Source organism: Pseudomonas sp. NFPP02, assembly GCF_900119355.1.
GTDB classification, from domain to species: domain Bacteria; phylum Pseudomonadota; class Gammaproteobacteria; order Pseudomonadales; family Pseudomonadaceae; genus Aquipseudomonas; species Aquipseudomonas paracarnis.
On record NZ_FPJI01000003.1, the window covers coordinates 73,844 to 92,375 of the forward strand.

At 60.8% G+C, this 18,532-nt stretch carries 19 protein-coding genes; 11 read left to right on the forward strand and 8 right to left on the reverse strand.

Annotation, left to right across the window (positions count from 1 at the left end; genetic code table 11):
- The first annotated feature begins 48 nt into the window (after positions 1-48).
- Together BT204_RS06415 and BT204_RS06420 are read left to right on the forward strand one after the other, a co-directional pair.
- The gene (locus BT204_RS06415) at positions 49-651 is read left to right on the forward strand and encodes a Yip1 family protein (RefSeq protein WP_014718889.1); all 603 of its coding nucleotides are present in this window, start codon (positions 49-51) and stop codon (positions 649-651) included.
- A gap of 128 nt (positions 652-779) precedes the next feature.
- A complete protein-coding gene (locus BT204_RS06420; RefSeq protein ID WP_003192067.1) occupies positions 780-1,274 on the forward strand; it encodes a SprT family zinc-dependent metalloprotease in 495 nt (164 codons plus the stop codon).
- Between the two features lie 94 nt (positions 1,275-1,368).
- On the opposite strand, the gene BT204_RS06425 is transcribed toward BT204_RS06420, so the two are convergent.
- Positions 1,369-2,544: a CaiB/BaiF CoA transferase family protein gene (locus tag BT204_RS06425; RefSeq protein WP_057974903.1), complete on the reverse strand. Its 1,176-nt coding sequence runs from the start codon at positions 2,542-2,544 to the stop codon at positions 1,369-1,371.
- A gap of 157 nt (positions 2,545-2,701) precedes the next feature.
- Here BT204_RS06425 and tusD point away from each other — a divergent pair, with 157 nt between their 5' ends.
- The 6 genes from tusD (at position 2,702) to BT204_RS06455 (ending at position 6,138) form a co-directional block, all read left to right on the forward strand.
- Complete coding sequence (tusD, locus tag BT204_RS06430) at positions 2,702-3,094, forward strand: sulfurtransferase complex subunit TusD (protein ID WP_072446034.1); 393 nt, start codon at positions 2,702-2,704, stop codon at positions 3,092-3,094.
- A gap of 1 nt (position 3,095) precedes the next feature.
- Positions 3,096-3,446, forward strand: coding sequence for a sulfurtransferase complex subunit TusC (gene tusC, locus BT204_RS06435; protein WP_034127870.1), 351 nt, complete (start codon positions 3,096-3,098; stop codon positions 3,444-3,446).
- Positions 3,446-3,724 carry a sulfurtransferase complex subunit TusB gene (tusB, locus tag BT204_RS06440; protein WP_054898293.1) on the forward strand — a complete coding sequence of 93 codons (279 nt, stop codon included), beginning with the start codon at positions 3,446-3,448 and terminating at the stop codon, positions 3,722-3,724. Before tusC ends, tusB begins: the two co-directional genes overlap by 1 nt.
- Positions 3,721-4,056 carry a TusE/DsrC/DsvC family sulfur relay protein gene (locus tag BT204_RS06445; protein ID WP_034127872.1) on the forward strand — a complete coding sequence of 112 codons (336 nt, stop codon included), beginning with the start codon at positions 3,721-3,723 and terminating at the stop codon, positions 4,054-4,056. Before tusB ends, BT204_RS06445 begins: the two co-directional genes overlap by 4 nt.
- The gene (locus BT204_RS06450) at positions 4,053-5,054 is read left to right on the forward strand and encodes a glycosyl transferase family protein (protein WP_057974904.1); all 1,002 of its coding nucleotides are present in this window, start codon (positions 4,053-4,055) and stop codon (positions 5,052-5,054) included. Before BT204_RS06445 ends, BT204_RS06450 begins: the two co-directional genes overlap by 4 nt.
- Positions 5,055-5,142: 88 nt before the next feature.
- On the forward strand, positions 5,143-6,138 hold the full coding sequence (locus BT204_RS06455) for a glutathione S-transferase family protein (RefSeq protein WP_072446036.1): 996 nt from the start codon (positions 5,143-5,145) through the stop codon (positions 6,136-6,138).
- 110 nt (positions 6,139-6,248) lie between these two features.
- On the opposite strand, the gene cysG is transcribed toward BT204_RS06455, so the two are convergent.
- The 6 genes from cysG to ftsK are packed head-to-tail and all read right to left on the reverse strand — an operon-like array spanning position 6,249 to position 13,750.
- Positions 6,249-7,643, reverse strand: coding sequence for a siroheme synthase CysG (cysG, locus tag BT204_RS06460; protein WP_054898296.1), 1,395 nt, complete (start codon positions 7,641-7,643; stop codon positions 6,249-6,251).
- Positions 7,644-8,924 (reverse strand): serine--tRNA ligase, encoded by a 1,281-nt coding sequence (gene serS / locus BT204_RS06465; RefSeq protein ID WP_034127876.1) that lies wholly within the window; start codon positions 8,922-8,924, stop codon positions 7,644-7,646.
- 15 nt (positions 8,925-8,939) lie between these two features.
- A complete protein-coding gene (gene crcB / locus BT204_RS06470) occupies positions 8,940-9,314 on the reverse strand; it encodes a fluoride efflux transporter CrcB (protein WP_003192080.1) in 375 nt (124 codons plus the stop codon).
- The gene (locus BT204_RS06475) at positions 9,311-10,636 is read right to left on the reverse strand and encodes a replication-associated recombination protein A (protein WP_034127878.1); all 1,326 of its coding nucleotides are present in this window, start codon (positions 10,634-10,636) and stop codon (positions 9,311-9,313) included. The genes crcB and BT204_RS06475 overlap by 4 nt, the downstream gene beginning before the upstream one ends.
- 27 nt (positions 10,637-10,663) lie before the next feature.
- Positions 10,664-11,287 carry an outer membrane lipoprotein periplasmic chaperone LolA gene (gene lolA / locus BT204_RS06480; protein WP_003174700.1) on the reverse strand — a complete coding sequence of 208 codons (624 nt, stop codon included), beginning with the start codon at positions 11,285-11,287 and terminating at the stop codon, positions 10,664-10,666.
- Between the two features lie 54 nt (positions 11,288-11,341).
- Complete coding sequence (ftsK, locus tag BT204_RS06485; protein ID WP_003192084.1) at positions 11,342-13,750, reverse strand: DNA translocase FtsK; 2,409 nt, start codon at positions 13,748-13,750, stop codon at positions 11,342-11,344.
- Positions 13,751-14,226: 476 nt separating this feature from the next.
- On the opposite strand from ftsK, the gene aat reads away from it, so the two are divergent.
- The 3 genes from aat (at position 14,227) to infA (ending at position 15,990) form a co-directional block, all read left to right on the forward strand.
- Positions 14,227-14,907, forward strand: a complete 681-nt coding sequence (aat, locus tag BT204_RS06490) for a leucyl/phenylalanyl-tRNA--protein transferase (protein ID WP_034127879.1) — start codon at positions 14,227-14,229, stop codon at positions 14,905-14,907.
- Between the two features lie 56 nt (positions 14,908-14,963).
- On the forward strand, positions 14,964-15,671 hold the full coding sequence (locus BT204_RS06495; protein WP_003192088.1) for an arginyltransferase: 708 nt from the start codon (positions 14,964-14,966) through the stop codon (positions 15,669-15,671).
- Positions 15,672-15,771: 100 nt separating this feature from the next.
- Complete coding sequence (gene infA / locus BT204_RS06500; RefSeq protein ID WP_002553999.1) at positions 15,772-15,990, forward strand: translation initiation factor IF-1; 219 nt, start codon at positions 15,772-15,774, stop codon at positions 15,988-15,990.
- A gap of 244 nt (positions 15,991-16,234) precedes the next feature.
- Here infA and clpA read toward each other — a convergent pair whose 3' ends face one another.
- Positions 16,235-18,505, reverse strand: a complete 2,271-nt coding sequence (clpA, locus tag BT204_RS06505) for an ATP-dependent Clp protease ATP-binding subunit ClpA (RefSeq protein WP_003192090.1) — start codon at positions 18,503-18,505, stop codon at positions 16,235-16,237.
- Positions 18,506-18,532: the final 27 nt, after the last annotated feature.

The following is an 18,532-nucleotide window of genomic DNA, read 5'->3' on the forward strand; positions in this document are numbered from 1 at the left end:
TGGGCGCTCCGATGGGGGGCGATGGTAATAACGACAGGAGTGACTGGCATGATCCATCACGTCGTGGGGCTGTTTACCCATCCCGACCAGGAATGGCGGGAAATCCGTGGCGATAAAGAAGAAAGCATCAGCCACATGTACCTCACTCATACCCTGATTCTCGCGGCGATCCCCGCCATTTCCGCCTTTATTGGCACCACTCAGGTCGGCTGGGTCATCGGCAACCGCGCCCCGGTGATGCTGACCCAGGAAAGCGCGCTGTGGATGACCCTCATGTCCTACGCGGCCATGCTGTGCGGCGTGGCGGTGATGGGCGCGTTCATTCACTGGATGGCCCGCACCTACGACGCCAGCCCAAGCATGGCCCGCTGCGTGGCATTTGCCACTTACACCGCCACACCCTTGTTTATCGGCGGGCTGGCGGCGCTCTACCCGCATATGTGGTTGGGCATGGTCGTGGGCACGGCGGCGATCTGCTACACGGTGTATCTGCTGTATGTGGGGCTGCCAACCTTCATGAGTATCGACCCGGATGAAGGCTTCCTGTTTTCCAGCTCGGTATTGGCCGTCGGCCTGGTGGTGCTGGTAGCGATCATGGCCTTTACCGTGATCGTCTGGGGCCTGGGCGTCGGGCCGATCTACACCAGTTGAACGAAAAACCCCGCAGGCAAGGCCACCGCAAGGTGGCTTTGTGCGTTATGCATGACCATTCGGCGCCTGACAGATTCGGAAACACCCAGCTTTGCGGCATACTGGGCGTCTCTGGAGATATGTACAGCATGCCCGAGCAACTCAATACCCGCGTCGAAGATTGTTTCCTGCAAGCCGAATCCTTTTTCAAACGAAGCTTCAAACGCCCCCAGGTCAGCCTCAAGCTGCGGGGCCAGAAAGCCGGTGTCGCGCATTTGCACGAGAACCTGCTGCGCTTCAATCCTCAGTTGTACCGTGAAAACAGCCAACACTTTCTCAAGCAAACCGTGGCCCACGAAGTGGCGCACCTGATTGCCCACCAATTGTTTGGCGAGCGTATCCAGCCCCATGGCGAGGAGTGGCAGTTGATCATGCGCGGGGTTTACGAGCTGCCGCCCGACCGTTGCCATACCTACGAGGTCAAGCGCCGGCAAGTGACTCGCTATATTTACCGCTGCCCGTGTGCGGACAGTGATTTTCCGTTTTCACCGCAGCGCCATGGGCTGGTGAACCAGGGGCGGCGGTATTTGTGTCGGCGGTGTCGGCAGACGCTGGTGTTCACCGGGGAAACTCGGGTGGAATGAGGGCCTCTTCGCAGGCAAGCCAGCTCCCACATTTGGATCTGTGAACACAATCCCAAATGTGGGAGCTGGCTTGCCTGCGAAAGCGTCGGCTCAGTCAACCTACAACCTTGGCCTGCCGCAATTGCTCTATCCGCTCAATACCGAACCCCAACTCCGCCAGCACCTCATCACTGTGCGCCCCCACCGCCACTCCAATATGCCTGGGCGCCGGCAACCCCCCGGAGAATTTCAGCGGGCAGGCCAATTGCGCTTGTGTCGAGCCATCACCCCGGGGCACCTGGCTGACCAGCTCCCGCGCCTTCAACTGGGGATGCTCCACCGCTTCGCTCAAACTCAACACCGGCTCAACACAGGCATCCACTCCGGCAAACAACTCACACAACTGGTCAAAACTGCGCTTCTCGAACTCCACCTGCAACGCCTGCTTGAGCACGCCCTGCCGTTCGGGCGTCACACTGTGTGCCGCCAGTTCCGGGCGCCCCAAGGCCGCGCACAGCTGCTGCATAAAACCCGGCTCCAGACTGCCCACCGACATCCAGCGCCCATCGCGCGTGCGGTAATAGTCATAGAAACTCCCGCCATTGAGCACATGGTTCTCCCACCCAGGCTCGACCCCGCAAGCCAGGTAACCGGCCCCAGCCATGGCGTTCAGGCTGAACGAGCAATCGGTCATGCTCACATCCAGGTATTGCCCCACCCCGCTCTGCTGCCGGGCAATTACCGCCGCCAGCAAGCCCACCACGGCGTGCAGCGAACCACCCGCCACATCCGCCAGTTGTACGCCCAGGGGCAACGGGCCGGTGTCCTGGCGCCCGGTATGGCTGGCGACGCCGGCCAACGCCAGGTAGTTGATATCGTGCCCGGCGCGGTCCTTATAGGGGCCGGTCTGGCCGTAGCCGGTGATCGACACATAGATCAGCCGCGGGTTGATCGCCTTCAGCGCCTCATAGCCCAGGCCCAGGCGCGCCATGACACCGGGGCGGAACTGCTCGAGCAGGATGTCATGGCCCTTGATCAACTCACGCACAATCTCCAGCGCCTCGGCCTGCTTGAGGTCCAGGGCCAGGCTACGCTTGTTGCGATTGAGGTAGGCGTGGCTGGCCGAGGTGCCACGATCATGGGGCGGCAACACACGCAACAGGTCCATCCGCGTGGGCGATTCGATACGCAGCACCTCGGCGCCCATGTCCGCCAGCATCAGGGAGGCAAACGGGCCGGGCAGCAAGGTGGAAAAATCCAGCACTTTAAGGGACGCCAAGGGACCTGACATGGGGACTCCAGTTGGGTTGCGAATACTCACAGACTAGGCAGCCGGGCGCCTGCCGGCAATCGTCAGAACGATCAACCACAGTGACCGTTTTGATCACGGCGGGCTTTTTCGCGGCGGCGGCTTTATCATTGGCCGACGTTTGTTGGCAGAGTCTTCCATGAAGTTCGCGATTGCACTGTATAGCGCCGCCCACGCGCCCTCCTCGCGCCGCGCCCTGTTGTTCGCACAGGCGACGCTGGCCGGCGGGCATGAGATCGTGCGGCTGTTTTTCTACCAGGACGGCGTGTACAGCGCCTCCAATAACATCGTCGCCCCCCAGGATGAGCAAGATATTGCACGCCAATGGCGCGAGTTTGTCAGCCAGCACCAGCTCGACGGCGTGGTGTGCATCGCCGCCGCGCTGCGCCGCGGGGTGCTTAATGCCGAGGAAGCTGCGCGTTACCAACGCAGCGCGGTCAACCTGGAAGCACCCTGGGCGTTGTCGGGCCTGGGTCAATTGCATGACGCGATCCAGGACGCCGACCGCCTGATCTGTTTTGGAGGGCCGTGACATGTCCAGATCCTTGTTGGTGATCAGCCGCCAGGCCCCGTGGTCCGGGCCAAGTGCGCGCGAAGCACTGGATATCGTGCTGGCCGGCGGCGCGTTCGATCTGCCCATTGGCCTGCTGTTCCTGGATGACGGTGTGTTCCAACTGGCGCCGAACCAAGCGGCCAAGGCCGTGCAACAGAAAGACCTGAGTGCCAACCTGCAGGCCCTGGGCCTGTTCGGCATTGATGACGTGTTCGCGTGCAGCCATAGTCTTTCCGCACGCGGGTTGCCGCCACCCGCCAACGCACAGGTGCTCGACAGCCAAGCCATTTCCCAACTGATTGACCGTTACGACCAGGTGATTACCCTCTGATGTCGACTCTACATGTGGTGTCTCATTCCCCGTTTACCGACAGCCGCCTCGATAGCTGCCTGCGCATCTGTGGCGCCGAGGACGCAATCCTGCTGTGCGGCGACGGAGCCTACGGCCTGCACACGCCCGCCCTGCAAACCAAAGGCGTAAAGGTGTTTGTGCTGGCCGAAGACATGCAGGCGCGCAACCTGCCGCTGCCCGACTGGGCTGACAGCGTCGATTACCCAGGCTTCGTGCAACTGTCGATCGACTACGACAAGGTCAACACCTGGCTATGAACACCTTGACCGTCGGCGCACACACCCTGGAACTGGATAAGGACGGCTATCTCGTCGACCTCAACGACTGGTCCGATGAAGTGGCGAATGCCCTGGCCGCAGCCGAAGCCTTGGAACTGACCCCGGCACACTGGGAAATCCTCACCCTGCTGCGCCAGTTCTACACCGAGTTCCAGCTGTCCCCCGCCACGCGCCCGCTGATCAAGTACACCGCCTTGAAGCTGGGCCCGGAAAAGGGCAACAGCCTGCACCTCAACAAACTGTTCAACGGCACTCCCGCCAAACTCGCCGCCAAGCTGGCGGGCCTGCCCAGGCCGACGAATTGCTTATGACCGACTTTGCCCCCCTGACTCTCGTAACACCCCAAGAGCACCCCTTTGCGCAGTTCGTGCGCATCCTCGGCAAAGGCAAGCGTGGCGCGCGCAACCTCACCCGCGAGGAAGCGCGGGAAGCCATGGGCATGCTGCTCGACGAAAAGGTCGAGGACACCCAGCTCGGCGCCTTCCTGATGCTGCTGCGCCACAAGGAAGAAAGCCCGGAAGAACTCGCGGGCTTCACCGAAGCCGTACGTGAGCGCCTGCACGCGCCAGCGCTGAACGTCGATATCGACTGGCCGACCTATGCCGGTAAAAAGCGCCACCTGCCGTGGTTCCTGCTGGCAGCCAAATGCCTGGCACAGAACGGCGTGCGCATCCTGATGCACGGCGGCGGCGCCCACACTGCGGGGCGCTTGTACACCGAGCAATTGCTGGACGGCTTGCAGATCCCGCTGTGCCGCGATTGGCAACAGGTCGAGAGCGCCTTTGCCCACGGCAACCTGGCATTTATCCCGTTGGGTGATTGGGCGCCACAGCTGCAACGCATGATCGATCTGCGCAACACCTTGGGCCTGCGTTCGCCTATCCATTCGCTGGCGCGCCTGCTCAACCCGCTGAATGCGCGCTGTGGCCTGCAAAGCATTTTCCACCCCGGTTACCAGGGCGTGCATCGTGATGCCAGTGGCTTGCTGGGTGACAACGTGATTGTGGTCAAGGGCGACGGCGGCGAGATCGAGATCAACCCCGACACCCTCAGTCACCTGTATGGCACCACCGACGGCCAGAGCTGGGACGAAGAGTGGCCCGCCCTTTCCGTCCAGCGCCACGTCAAGCCAGCAACGCTTGAGCCCGAGCACCTAAAAGCACTGTGGCGCGGCGACGTTGAGGACAGCTACCCGCAACTGGCGTTGATCGCCACCATGGCGTTGGCCCTGCGCGGCCTTGGTCACCCGCGGCAGCAGGCGTTCGAGTTGGCCCAGCAGTACTGGGACGCACGGGATAAATCGATTTAATCGATCATTCACGCCGGTTCTTTGCGCTTTTAGTTCGAACTAATCCCTTTAGACTGGGCTCCAACGCTTATCAGCCAAGGAGCCAGTCATGGGTTTATTGATCGAAGGACAGTGGAAAGACCAGTGGTACGAAAGTAGCGCCGATGGCGCTTTCCAACGGGAACAGGCACAACGCCGCAACTGGGTGACCGCCGATGGCGGGCCAGGCCCGAGTGGTGAAGGCGGCTTCAAGGCCGAGGCCGGTCGCTATCACCTCTATGTATCCCTCGCCTGCCCGTGGGCGCACCGCACCTTGATCCTGCGCAAGCTCAAGGGCCTGGAAAGCCTGATCGACGTCTCGGTGGTCAGTTGGCTGATGCTGGAAAACGGCTGGACCTTCGACAAGGCCCATGGCTCCAGCGGCGACAAACTGGACGGTTTCAACTTCATGCACCAACGCTACACCGCCGATACCGCCGACTATACCGGGCGCGTGACCGTGCCGGTGCTGTGGGACAAAAAGCTCAAGCGCATCGTCAGCAATGAATCGGCGGAGATCATCCGCATGTTCAACAGTGCGTTCAATGCGCTGACCGGCAATACCCTGGATTTCTACCCCCAAGCCCTGCATTCGACCATCGACAGCCTCAACGAACGCATCTACCCCGCCGTGAACAACGGCGTGTACCGCGCAGGCTTCGCCACCTCACAACAGGCGTATGAAAGTGCGTTTGATGATGTGTTTGCCGAGCTGGATCATTTGGAACAGCACCTGGGCAGCCATCGTTATCTGGCCGGCGAGTACCTGACCGAAGCCGATGTGCGGCTGTTCACCACGCTGATTCGTTTTGATGCGGTGTACTACAGCCACTTCAAATGCAACCTGCGGCGGATTGCCGACTATGGGAATTTGTCGAACTGGCTGCGGGAGATGTATCAGTGGCCAGGCGTGGCCGAGACGGTGGATTTCGGGCATATCAAGGGGCATTACTATGCCAGCCATCGCACGATCAACCCGACGGGGATTGTGCCGAAGGGGCCGTTGCAGGGGTTTGACAGCAGCCATGATCGGGCGCGGTTGCCGGGTAAAGGTGTCTTTGGCTGATAACTCCTGTGGCGAGGGAGCTTGCTCCCGCTGGGCTGCGTAGCGGCCCCAAAATTATGGGAGCGCTTCGCACTCCAACGGGAGCAAGCTCCCTCGCCACAAGAGCCGGTTCAGACTTGGGATTGAGCGCCCTCGAACCACTTGAGCTTCTCACGCAGTACCACCACCTCACCCACGATCACCAATGTCGGCGCATGCACTTCATGCTCCGCCACCATGCGCGGCAGGTCGGCCAGGGTGCCGGTGAACACGCGCTGGTTGGACGTGGTGCCCTGCTGGATCAGCGCCGCTGGAGTGTCCGACGCGCGTCCGTGCTTGATCAACTGCTCGCAAATGATCGGCAAGCCAATCAAGCCCATGTAGAACACCAGGGTCTGTGAGGGGCCGACCAGGTCTTGCCAAGGCAAGTCCGAGGTACCGTTCTTCAAGTGCCCGGTAATAAAACGTACAGATTGGGCATAGTCGCGATGAGTCAGCGGAATCCCGGCATAGGCCGCGCAACCACTGGCTGCCGTAATACCCGGCACCACCTGGAACGGAATGCCGTGGGCCGCCAACTCTTCGATCTCTTCGCCACCACGACCAAAGATGAACGGGTCCCCCCCCTTGAGGCGCAGCACGCGCTTGCCTTGCTTGGCCAGGTCTACCAGTTGCTGGTTGATCTGGTCCTGGGGCACCGCGTGATCGGCGCGACGCTTGCCGACGTACACGCGCTCGGCATCACGACGGCACAGTTCCAAAATCGCCGGCGCAACCAAACGGTCGTACAGCACCACGTCGGCTTGCTGCATCAGGCGCAATGCGCGGAAGGTCAGCAAATCCGGGTCGCCTGGGCCCGCACCCACCAGGTACACCTCACCGGGCGCGTAAGGCGGCGCGCCATTGACCTTTTCGATCAACAGGCGCTCGGCCTCCTCGCCCTGCCCGGCCAACTGGCGGTCGGCAATCGGGCCCTGGAACACTTCTTCCCAGAACGCCCGGCGTTGCTGCACATCCGGGTACAAACCTTTGACCTGAGCCCGAAAACGCGCGGCCAGCCCAGCCAATTGACCGTAGGTCGAGGGAATCCAGGTTTCCAGCTTGGCGCGGATCAGCCGTGCCAGTACCGGCGCGTCACCGCCGCTGGAGACGGCAATCACCAAGGGTGAACGGTCGACAATTGCCGGGAAGATCACGCTGCACAACGCTGGCGCGTCCACCACATTGACCGGCACGCAGCGACGCTTGGCATCACTGGATACTTGCGCATTCAGTGGCTCATCGTCGGTGGCTGCGATAATCAGGGTGCAACCGTCCAGGTCGGCCTCCTGATAACCGCGCAACATCAATTCCCCGCCACTGCCCAGCACCAGCTCACGCAGCTGGCTTTCGATCTGGGGAGCAACCACCCGCAACACCGCGCCGGCGTCGGCCAGCAGCCGGGATTTGCGCAAGGCAATCTCCCCACCACCGACGACCAACACACGGCTGCCGCGCAGGTTATGAAACAGCGGCAGAAATTCCATTTAGCGGATGACCTCAACGCCCGCCATGTAAGGCTTGAGCACCTCAGGTACACGGATCGAACCGTCCGCCTGCTGGTAGTTTTCCAGCACGGCCACCAGGGTACGGCCTACGGCCAGGCCCGAACCGTTGAGGGTGTGCACCAGCTCCGGCTTGCCGGTTTCCGGGTTGCGGAAACGCGCCTGCATGCGACGGGCCTGGAAGTCACCGCAGTTGGAGCACGACGAAATCTCGCGGTATTTGTCCTGGCTCGGCACCCACACTTCCAGGTCGTAGGTTTTCACGGCGCTGAAGCCCATGTCGCCCGTGCACAGGGCCAGTACGCGGTAAGGCAGCTCCAGCAACTGCAGCACACGCTCGGCGTTGGCAGTCAGGCCTTCCAGGGCTTCCATGGAGGTCGACGGCTCTACTACCTGGACCATTTCAACCTTGTCGAACTGATGCTGGCGGATCATGCCACGGGTGTCGCGACCCGAGGCGCCGGCTTCGCTACGGAAGCACGGGCTGTGAGCAACCAGCTTCAACGGCAGTTGCTTGGCGTCGAGGATTTCGCCGGCGACGATATTGGTCAGCGACACTTCGGCGGTCGGGATCAGGTACAGGTCGGCTTCGCCGTCGCGGCTGATCTTGAACAGGTCTTCTTCGAATTTCGGCAGTTGGCTGGTGCCCATCAACGCCGGCGCCTGAACCAGGTACGGGGTGTAGGCCTCTTCATAACCGTGCTCGCCGGTGTGCAGGTTGATCATGAACTGCGCCAGTGCACGGTGCATGCGCGCAATCGGGCCGCGCAACAAGGCAAAGCGTGCGCCGGACATTTTTGCCGCGGTTTCAAAATCCAGGCCACCGGTCAATTCGCCCAGGGCGACGTGGTCCTTGATCTCGAAATCGAAGGCTTTCGGCGTGCCCCAGCGGCGCACTTCGACGTTGCCTTCTTCATCTTCGCCGACCGGCACAGATTCGTGGGGCAGGTTCGGAATGCCCAGCAGGATCGAATCCAATTGGGTCTGAATGCCTTCCAGCTCGATTTTGCCATCGGACAGCTCAGTGCCCATGCGCTCGACATCCGCCATCAACGGCGCGATGTCTTCACCGCGCTGCTTGGCCTGGCCGATGGACTTGGAGCGCGCATTACGTTCAGCCTGCAGTGCTTCGGTGCGGGTCTGGACGGTCTTGCGCTGTTCTTCCAGCGCTTCGATGCGCGCAACATCCAAGGCAAAGCCACGGGATGCCAGGCGGTCCGCTACGTCCTGAAGGTTGCTACGTAACAGTTTGGAATCGAGCATGTCGGTCTCTCGTTATCAAAGTTTGGTCAAGGACAGGCCAGCCCAGGTGGCGAGCAGCCCGCCGAATACGCTGATGGCCGCATAGCCAATCGCCAGCGGCACTTGCCCGCTTTCCAGCAGGCGCACGGTATCCAGTGAAAAGGATGAAAAAGTCGTCAGGCCGCCAAGAAAGCCAACCATCAGGCCGGCACGTACCTCGACAGGCACTTCCGGGCGTAACAAAAACAGGCCGTATAACACGCCGATCAACAGGCAGCCCACGATATTAACGGCGAGCGTCGCCGTATAGAAGTGTTTCGGCCAATTGGCGTTGATCCAATTGCCGGTGGCGAAGCGCAGCAGTGTACCGGCGATACCTCCCGCCGAGACGGCGACCACTAAAGGAATCATGTTTTTCTCCGCTGCCTGGGGCTCAGACGGTCAAGGGTGGCCAGGTGGTTGAGCTTCTCGCCGATCTTCAGCTCCAGGCCACGGGGCACTGGCTGGTAGAACGGCTGCGGCTCCAGCTCATCGGGGAAGTAGTCTTCGCCGGCCGCGTAGGCGTCCGGCTCATCGTGGGCATAACGGTATTCGTCGCCATACCCCAGTTGCTTCATCAGCTTGGTCGGCGCGTTGCGCAGGTGCAGCGGCACTTCGAGGGAACCATGCTCGGCGGCCGCACGCAGGGCCGACTTGAAGCCCATGTACACCGCGTTGCTTTTGGGCGCGCAGGCCAGGTAAGTGATGGCCTGGGCCACCGCCAGCTCGCCTTCCGGGCTGCCGAGGCGCTCCTGCACCTCCCAGGCGGCCAGGCACAGGCTCAGGGCGCGCGGGTCTGCATTGCCGATGTCTTCGCTGGCCATGCGCACCACACGACGCGCCAGGTACAGCGGGTCGCAACCGCCATCGATCATGCGCGCAAACCAATACAGCGCGCCATCAGGGTTGGAACCGCGTACGGATTTGTGCAGCGCGGAAATCTGGTCGTAGAAGGCTTCGCCGCCCTTGTCGAAACGCCGGCGTGTGTCACCGAGCAAGCTTTGCAACAGGTCAACGCCAATCTCGCCGCCGTCTTCGGCCAGGTCGGAAGCATTCTCCAGCAGGTTGAGAAAGCGGCGCCCGTCGCCATCGGCGGCGGTCAGCAAAATCTTGAAACCTTCATCGCTGAGGCTCAGCTGGCGCTTGCCCAGCCCCTTGTCTTCGCTCAAGGCACGGTGCAGCAGCTTTCGCATCGCCGCTTCATCCAGGCTCTTGAGCACATAGACCCGCGCCCGTGACAACAAGGCGTTGTTCAATTCAAAGGAAGGGTTTTCGGTGGTGGCGCCGATAAAGATCAGCGTACCGTCCTCGACATAAGGCAGGAACGCATCCTGCTGCGACTTGTTGAAGCGATGCACTTCGTCGACGAACAGGATAGTGCGTTTACCGTATTGCCCGGCCTGCTGCTTGGCGACTTCCACCGCCTGGCGGATCTCCTTGACCCCGGCGAGCACCGCCGAGACCGTTTCAAAGTGCGCATCCGAGACCTTCGCCAGCAACCGCGCCAGGGTGGTCTTGCCCACGCCCGGCGGCCCCCAGAAAATCATCGAATGCAGCGCACCCTGCTCCAGGGCTTCGCGCAAGGGCTTGCCCCGAGCGAGCAGGTGTTCCTGACCGACGTACTCATCCAGGTTGGTCGAACGCAAGCGCGCGGCCAACGGCTGGGCAATCGGGTCACTTCGAAACAGATCCATGGGCAGCGTTTGAAACCTCTGGGCAGTTTATTCCTGGATCACGTCGGCACCCTTGGGGATGTCGAACTTGAACTTGGACGCGGGCACCGGCTGGTTGGCCTTGACCCCGGAGAACAGGATATCGGTGCGCTGGCCGACGCTGTCGACCAGGCGCATGTTGTTGATCACGCCGTTGCCGAACGACAGGGACAGCGTGTCAAACAACGTGTCCTTGGATTTTGGCTTGAGGGTGAACTCGATGACGTTGCTGGTCTGCTTGGAGGTGATGTCGAAGCTGTCGTTGATTTTCGACACATCACCCGACAGCAGCAGTGCCGGGGTCTGGTTCAGGCGCGGATCGAGCTTCTTGATGGTCGCCTGTTCCAGGTCCGGGTCCCACAGCGTGACTTTCTGGCCGTCGGAAACAATGGTCTGCTCCGCCTTGCCTTCGGTATGCCAATAGAACAGCCCTGGGCGCTGCACGGCCATTTCACCGGCGGTTTCCTGCAACTGGGTGCCGCCGGCATCCAGGGTCAGCTGGGAGAAGCGCGCGGTGAGGGTCTGGGATTTGTCCAACAGGTTCTTCAGGCTGGCGACGGAAGCCGGGTCAGCGTGAGCCGAAACAGCGGTCAGGGCTAGGGCTGGCAACAACAGCATGCGGATAAAGCGCATGGGAGTCCTCATTGAGTAGTCAGGGCACGCCGCGTGTTGCCACGCGGCGCGGAATCAGTCGCGCATCTGCCCGGGGGCGATGACTTCACGCGAGCCATTGGTGTTCATTGCGGTCACGACGCCGGCCATTTCCATGGCTTCGATCATGCGGGCGGCACGGTTGTAGCCGATTTTCAGCTTGCGCTGCACCGCGGAGATCGACGCACGGCGGCTTTCCAGTACGAAGGCCACGGCCTCGTCGTAGAGCGCGTCGGTTTCAGCATCATCGTCGCCACCGCTGCTGCCACCGTCGAAGCCGCTGCCGGCCTCTTCCACGCCAGCGAGAATGTCGTCGTTGTATTCCGGCGCGCCGCGCAGTTTCCAGGCTTCGACCACACGGTGGACTTCGTCATCGGAAACAAAGGCGCCGTGAACGCGGATCGGCAGGCTGGTGCCCGGCGGCATGTAGAGCATGTCACCGTGGCCCAGCAGTTGCTCGGCGCCACCCTGGTCAATGATGGTGCGCGAGTCGATCTTGCTGGAGACCTGGAACGCCATGCGCGTCGGAATGTTGGCCTTGATCAGGCCGGTGATTACGTCCACCGACGGCCGCTGTGTCGCGAGGATCAAGTGGATACCCGCCGCCCGTGCCTTCTGGGCGATACGGGCGATCAGCTCTTCAACCTTCTTGCCGACGATCATCATCATGTCGGCAAATTCATCGACCACCACCACGATGGTCGGCAGCTTGGTCAGCAGTGGTGCTTCATCGTGAATGCTTTCGCGCTTGTACAGCGGGTCGGTCAGCGGTGTGCCGGCGTCCTGGGCTTCCTTGACCTTGGCATTGAAGCCCGACAGGTTACGCACGCCCATCTTCGCCATCAGCTTGTAGCGTCGCTCCATCTCGGCAACGCTCCAGCGCAGGGCGTTGGCGGCGTCCTTCATGTCGGTGACCACCGGGCACAGCAGGTGCGGGATGCCTTCGTAGATCGACAGTTCCAGCATCTTCGGGTCGATCATGATCAGCTTGGCGTCATCCGGCCCGGACTTGAACAGGATCGACAGGATCATGGCGTTCACACCCACCGACTTACCGGAACCGGTGGTACCGGCTACCAGCAGGTGCGGCATTTTCGCCAGGTCGGTAATCACCGGCTTGCCGCCGATGTCATGGCCGAGCGCCAGGGTGACCGGCGATTTGAAGTTGTCGTATTCCGGCGTCGACAGCACTTCGGAGAAGCGCACGATCTGGCGGTCTTCGTTGGGAATCTCGATACCCACGGTGGTCTTGCCCGGGATCACTTCCACCACGCGCACGCTGGTCACGGCCAGGGAACGTGCCAAGTCTTTGGCCAGGTTGGAAATGCGGCTGACTTTTACCCCGGCGGCCGGTTGGATTTCGTAACGGGTAATCACAGGGCCCGGATGGATCGAGTCCACCGACACTTCGACGCCGAATTCCTTGAGCTTGATTTCCAGCAGGTGGCCGACGGCCGCCAGGGATTCGGGGGAATAGTTGAGTTGTTTCTTTTCGGCCGGGTCCAGAATCGAGATCGGCGGCAAGGTGCCTTCGACGGCGCTGTCGATGAACAGCGGTGCCTGCTTCTCTTTTTGCACGCGATGGCTGGGCTCCGGCGCCTTGGGCGGTGCCGGGGCGATCACGGGCGGCACCTGCTTTTCACGGTCCGACATGTGCTTGCTCAGGGCCTGCTCGCGCTCGATCAAGCGCTCCTTGACCTTGGCTTGCTCGCGCCGATCCGGCGTGCTTGGGGCCACCACCTCGTTGACACGGGTGTCCACCTCACGCAGCTGCGCAACCATTTGCTTGCGCTCGACACGGGCGGCCCACCAGCGGTTGGCGGCGCCCTGGAACAATTCGAACAGGTCGAGGGTGATCTTGCCGGTCACATCCATCACCTTGAACCATGACAGATCGGTGAATACCGTGAGGCCGAACAGGAACAGCGCGATGAACATCAGGGTGCTGCCCTGGATATTCAGGGTCCTGCGCGCCAGGTCGCCAAGGCTTTCACCCAGGGCCCCGCCCGCGCCCGCCGGCAGACCGGTCGGGGCATGGAAGTGGATATGCGCCAGCGCAGCGCCCGACAGCACCAGGAACACCAGGCCGATCAGGCGCCAGGAGAACAGCCAGCCGCTCCACTGCCACGGCTCGTGACGCTGGCGGAAGATCTGCCAGGTCTTGATCGCCAGCAACAGCGGGAAAATGTAGGCAAAGTAACCCAGGATCATGAAGAGGATATCGGCGCTGTAGGAACCTACAGGGCCGCCGAAATTCTGCACGTCATCGATCTTGCTGTTATGGCTCCAGCCCGGATCGTCCTTGCCATAGGTCAGCAAGGCCATCATCAGGAACAGGCACAGCGCACCGATGGCAATCAGTGCGCCTTCCTTGAGTCGGTAATGCAGGTGCTGGCGCCAGGCCGGTACGACTGCTGCTTTAGGTGCTGCGGCGGATTTCTTCAAAACGGGTCTATTCCTGCGCCTTTAGCGCGTCCATCTGTTGAATGACTACACACGACTGCTCTATCCGGAGCAGTTGAAAAATGAACGAATGTTGCTGAATCTACTTTTAACACCCGGTGACGGATAGGTGAAATGGCGATAACGCCACAATGGCCGCATTGTACGGGTTTGCGTGCGCGATGCCACACACTTGCCCTTCACCTGACTGCACGGACAATTTGAGCATGCATTGCCTTTGCTGACAAAGGCTTATGAGCTGTATTTAGCAATCCAGGCAAGCTTGGCAAATGGCCGGCATGCGCCAGACCCGATTACGACCACACCCTGTGTACAGAGTTGCAGAAACACCCGTTCATGCTAATCCTCGTCAATCGCCTATTCGGGCTGGCCCCATGGCGCAGGGTCGTCAATAATCAACGCTTGCGGTGCAGGTGCATGACCTGCCACTCCCCTCCCCTTCCCTAAGCCTGGATGCCATGCTGACCTGGTTACAACGCGACACCCTGACGTTCCCTCCCTTGGCCAAGGCCATGCGCGAACCCAACGGCCTGCTCGCCGCCGGTGGCGACCTGTCGGCCGAACGACTGATCCAGGCCTACCGCCATGGCTGCTTCCCCTGGTTCTCCGAAGGCCAGCCTATCCTCTGGTGGTCGCCAGACCCGCGCACGGTGATTTTCCCCGACGAGCTGCATGTCTCCCGCAGCCTGGGCAAATTATTGCGCCAGCAGCGCTATACCGTGACCTTCGACCAGGATTTCGCCGCCGTCATCCAAGCCTGCGCCGCGCCCCGTGCCTACGCCGATGGCACCTGGATCACCGAAGGTATCCAGAAGGCTTATCTGGAGCTGCACCAACGCGGCTATGCGCATTCCGTCGAGGTCTGGGACCAGGGCGAACTGGTAGGTGGCCTGTATGGCCTCGCGATGGGCCAGTTGTTTTTTGGCGAGTCCATGTTCAGCCGCGCCGACAACGCCTCCAAATTCGGCTTCGCCACGTTGACCCGGCAACTGCAAGCCTGGGGATTTGTGCTGATCGATTGCCAGATGCCCAACGATCACCTGCACAGCCTGGGTGCCCGCGGCATACCCCGCAGCGTCTTCGCTGACTTCCTGCATAAACATCTGGACCAACCCAACGCTGGGCCGTGGGTTTCCTAGGCGACTTTCGCGCACGTGGCTTACACTTATTTCAAAGCTTATCCCGAGGGTTGATCATGACCGAGCTGGCGCGCTTGAAGTTCTATGCCACTCAAGCCCACTCATGCAGCTATCTGCCCGACGAGCAGGCCACCACGCTGTTCCTCGATCCCAGCCAGCCCATGGACGTGCATGTGTATGCCGACCTGTCCGAGATGGGCTTCCGGCGCAGCGGCGATCACCTGTATCGCCCCCATTGCCAGAACTGCAACGCGTGCGTGCCTGCGCGTATCCCGGTTGCGCAGTTTTCGCCCGACCGTAATCAGAAACGCATTCTCAAGCGCAACGCTGACCTGACAGTACACGCCACCAAACCCCAATACAGCGAAGAATATTTCGATCTCTACCAACGCTATATCGAGCAGCGTCATGCCGACGGCGATATGTATCCGCCCAGCCGCGACCAGTTTTCCACATTCCTGGTGCGTGACTTGCCTTTTTCGCGCTTCTACGAGTTCCGCCTCGATGGCCGCCTGCTGGCCGTAGCGGTGACCGACCTACTGCCCAACGGCCTCTCGGCCGTGTACACCTTCTATGAACCGACCGAAGAACGCCGCAGCCTCGGGCGCTTCGCCATCCTCTGGCAAATAGGCGAAGCGCTGCGCCTGGAGCTGGAAGCGGTGTACCTCGGATACTGGATCAAGAACTGCAAAAAGATGAACTACAAGACCCAATATCGGCCCATTGAGCTGCTGATTAATCAAAGATGGGTCACGCTTAACTAGAACCCCTTGGCTTGAACACCCTTTTTCGGGCACAATGCACGCCGCTTTTGCCTGGCGCAGTTGCACCGGGCCATTCACTGGATACCGAGGGCTTTACTGCATGTCGAAAGAAGACAGCTTCGAAATGGAAGGCACTGTCGTCGACACCCTGCCCAACACCATGTTTCGTGTGGAGTTGGAAAATGGGCACGTCGTAACCGCGCATATCTCCGGCAAGATGCGCAAGAACTACATTCGTATTCTTACCGGTGACAAAGTGCGCGTCGAGCTGACGCCCTATGACTTGAGCAAAGGGCGCATCACTTACCGCGCTCGCTAAGCAAGTCAATACAAAACGCCCGGTTATGCCGGGCGTTTTTGTGTGCGCAGGATTTAACAGTCGCCACTTGACCCTGTGGGAGCTGGCTTGCCTGCGATAGCGGTGGGCCAGTTAACGATGTGCGACTGAAGGACCGTCATCGCAGGCAAGCCAGCTCCCACAGTTGACCGTCATTGTGTCTTAATCGTATTTCAGGCAGCAAAAAGGCGCCTTTCGGCGCCTTTTGCAATGTTGCAGCTAACGATCAGGCCATTTCAGCCGTGGTCTCGAACTCGAAGGTCAGCTCGCCGTCCTTCAGGTCGATGTGTACCACCCCACCATGGTCGGAAAGTTCGCCGAACAGGATCTCTTCGGCCAGTGGCCGCTTGATCTTGTCCTGGATCAGACGCGCCATTGGGCGTGCGCCCATTGCCGCATCGTAGCCGCCCTCTGCGATCCAACTGCGGGCCGCTTCCGTCACATCCAGCTGCACGCGCTTGTCTTCCAACTGCGCTTGAAGCTCGGTGAGGAACTTGTCCACCACGCTTTTGATGACCTCATGGCTGAGGCGACCAAACTGGATAATGGTGTCCAGGCGGTTGCGGAACTCCGGCGTGAAGCTCTTCTTGATCACTTCCATGGCATCGGAGGAGTGATCCTGATGCGTAAAGCCGATCGAAGCCCGCGCCGCGGTTTCGGCACCAGCGTTGGTGGTCATGATCACGATCACGTTGCGGAAGTCCGCCTTGCGCCCGTTGTTATCGGTCAGGGTCCCGTGGTCCATGACCTGCAATAGCAGGTTGAAGACTTCCGGGTGAGCCTTTTCGATTTCATCGAGCAGCAATACGCAATGTGGCTGCTTGGTGATCGCCTCGGTCAACAGGCCGCCCTGGTCGAAGCCGACATAGCCCGGAGGCGCACCGATCAAGCGCGACACAGTGTGGCGCTCCATGTACTCGGACATGTCGAAACGGACCAGTTCGATGCCCATGGCCTTGGCCAGCTGGCGAGCCGCCTCGGTCTTGCCGACGCCGGTCGGGCCTGCGAACAGGAACGAACCGACTGGCTTGTCCGGCGACTTGAGGCCAGCACGCGACAACTTGATCGCCGTGGACAGCGAGTCGATGGCCGCATCCTGGCCAAACACAGTGAGCTTGAGGTCGCGCTCCAGGTTACGCAGCAACTCCTTGTCGGAGCTGGTGACGTGTTTTGGCGGAATCCGCGCGATCTTGGCCACGATGTCCTCGACTTGAGGCACGTCGATGCGCTTCACGCGCTTCTCGACCGGCTGCAGGCGCTGGTAGGCACCCGCTTCGTCGATCACATCGATGGCCTTGTCAGGCATATGCCGGTCATTGATGTAGCGCGACGCCAGCTCAGCCGCCGCACGCAAGGCCTCATCGGTGTATTCGATGCCATGGTGCGCTTCAAAACGCCCCTTGAGCCCGCGCAGGATACCGATGGTGTCTTCAACCGACGGCTCGGACACGTCGACTTTCTGGAAGCGACGCGCCAGGGCACGGTCTTTTTCGAAGATGCCGCGGAATTCCTGGAACGTGGTCGAACCAATGCAACGGATATCACCCGAGGACAGCAGTGGCTTGAGCAGGTTGGAAGCGTCCATCACCCCACCGGAAGCTGCACCGGCGCCAATGATGGTATGGATCTCGTCGATGAACAGGATGGCCTGTGGACGTTTTTTCAACTCACCGAGCAACGCCTTGAAGCGTTTCTCGAAATCGCCACGGTACTTGGTCCCGGCGAGCAACGCGCCCAGGTCAAGGGAATAGACGACACTGCTGGCCAGCAGGTCTGGCACCTGGTTGTCGACAATGCGCTTGGCCAGGCCTTCGGCAATCGCGGTCTTACCCACGCCCGCCTCGCCCACCAGCAACGGGTTGTTCTTGCGACGACGCGCAAGGATCTGCGCTACACGCTCAACCTCATGCTCACGCCCCACCAGCGGATCGATCCGCCCCTGGCGCGCCATTTCATTGAGGTTGCTGGCATAGGCATCCAGCGGATTGCTCGAAGAAGAAGACTCACCGCCCTCCTCGTCCTGCATATCCTGCTCACCCTCGGAATGATCGCCGTGCCCAGGCACTTTAGAGATACCGTGGGCGATGTAATTGACTACATCAATACGGGCAACGCTCTGCTGCTTGAGCAGGAACACGGCCTGGCTTTCCTGTTCGCTGAAAATTGCCACAAGCACGTTCGCGCCCGTGACTTCACGCTTACCGGAGCTCTGTACGTGGAACACAGCACGCTGCAATACCCGCTGGAACCCCAGGGTTGGCTGGGTTTCGCGGTCCTCGTCATGCACGGGGATCAGTGGCGTGGTGGAGTCGATAAACTCCTGCAGGTCATGCTTGAGCTTGTCGAGGTTGGCGCCGCACGCACGTAGAACGGTGGCGGCAGCTTCGTTATCCAAAAGTGCCAACAGCAGGTGTTCGACGGTCATGAATTCATGACGCTTCGAACGAGCCTCCTTGAAGGCAAGATTGAGGGTGACTTCGAGCTCGCGGTTTAACATAGCTTCACCTCATACCCAAGTGGTCGG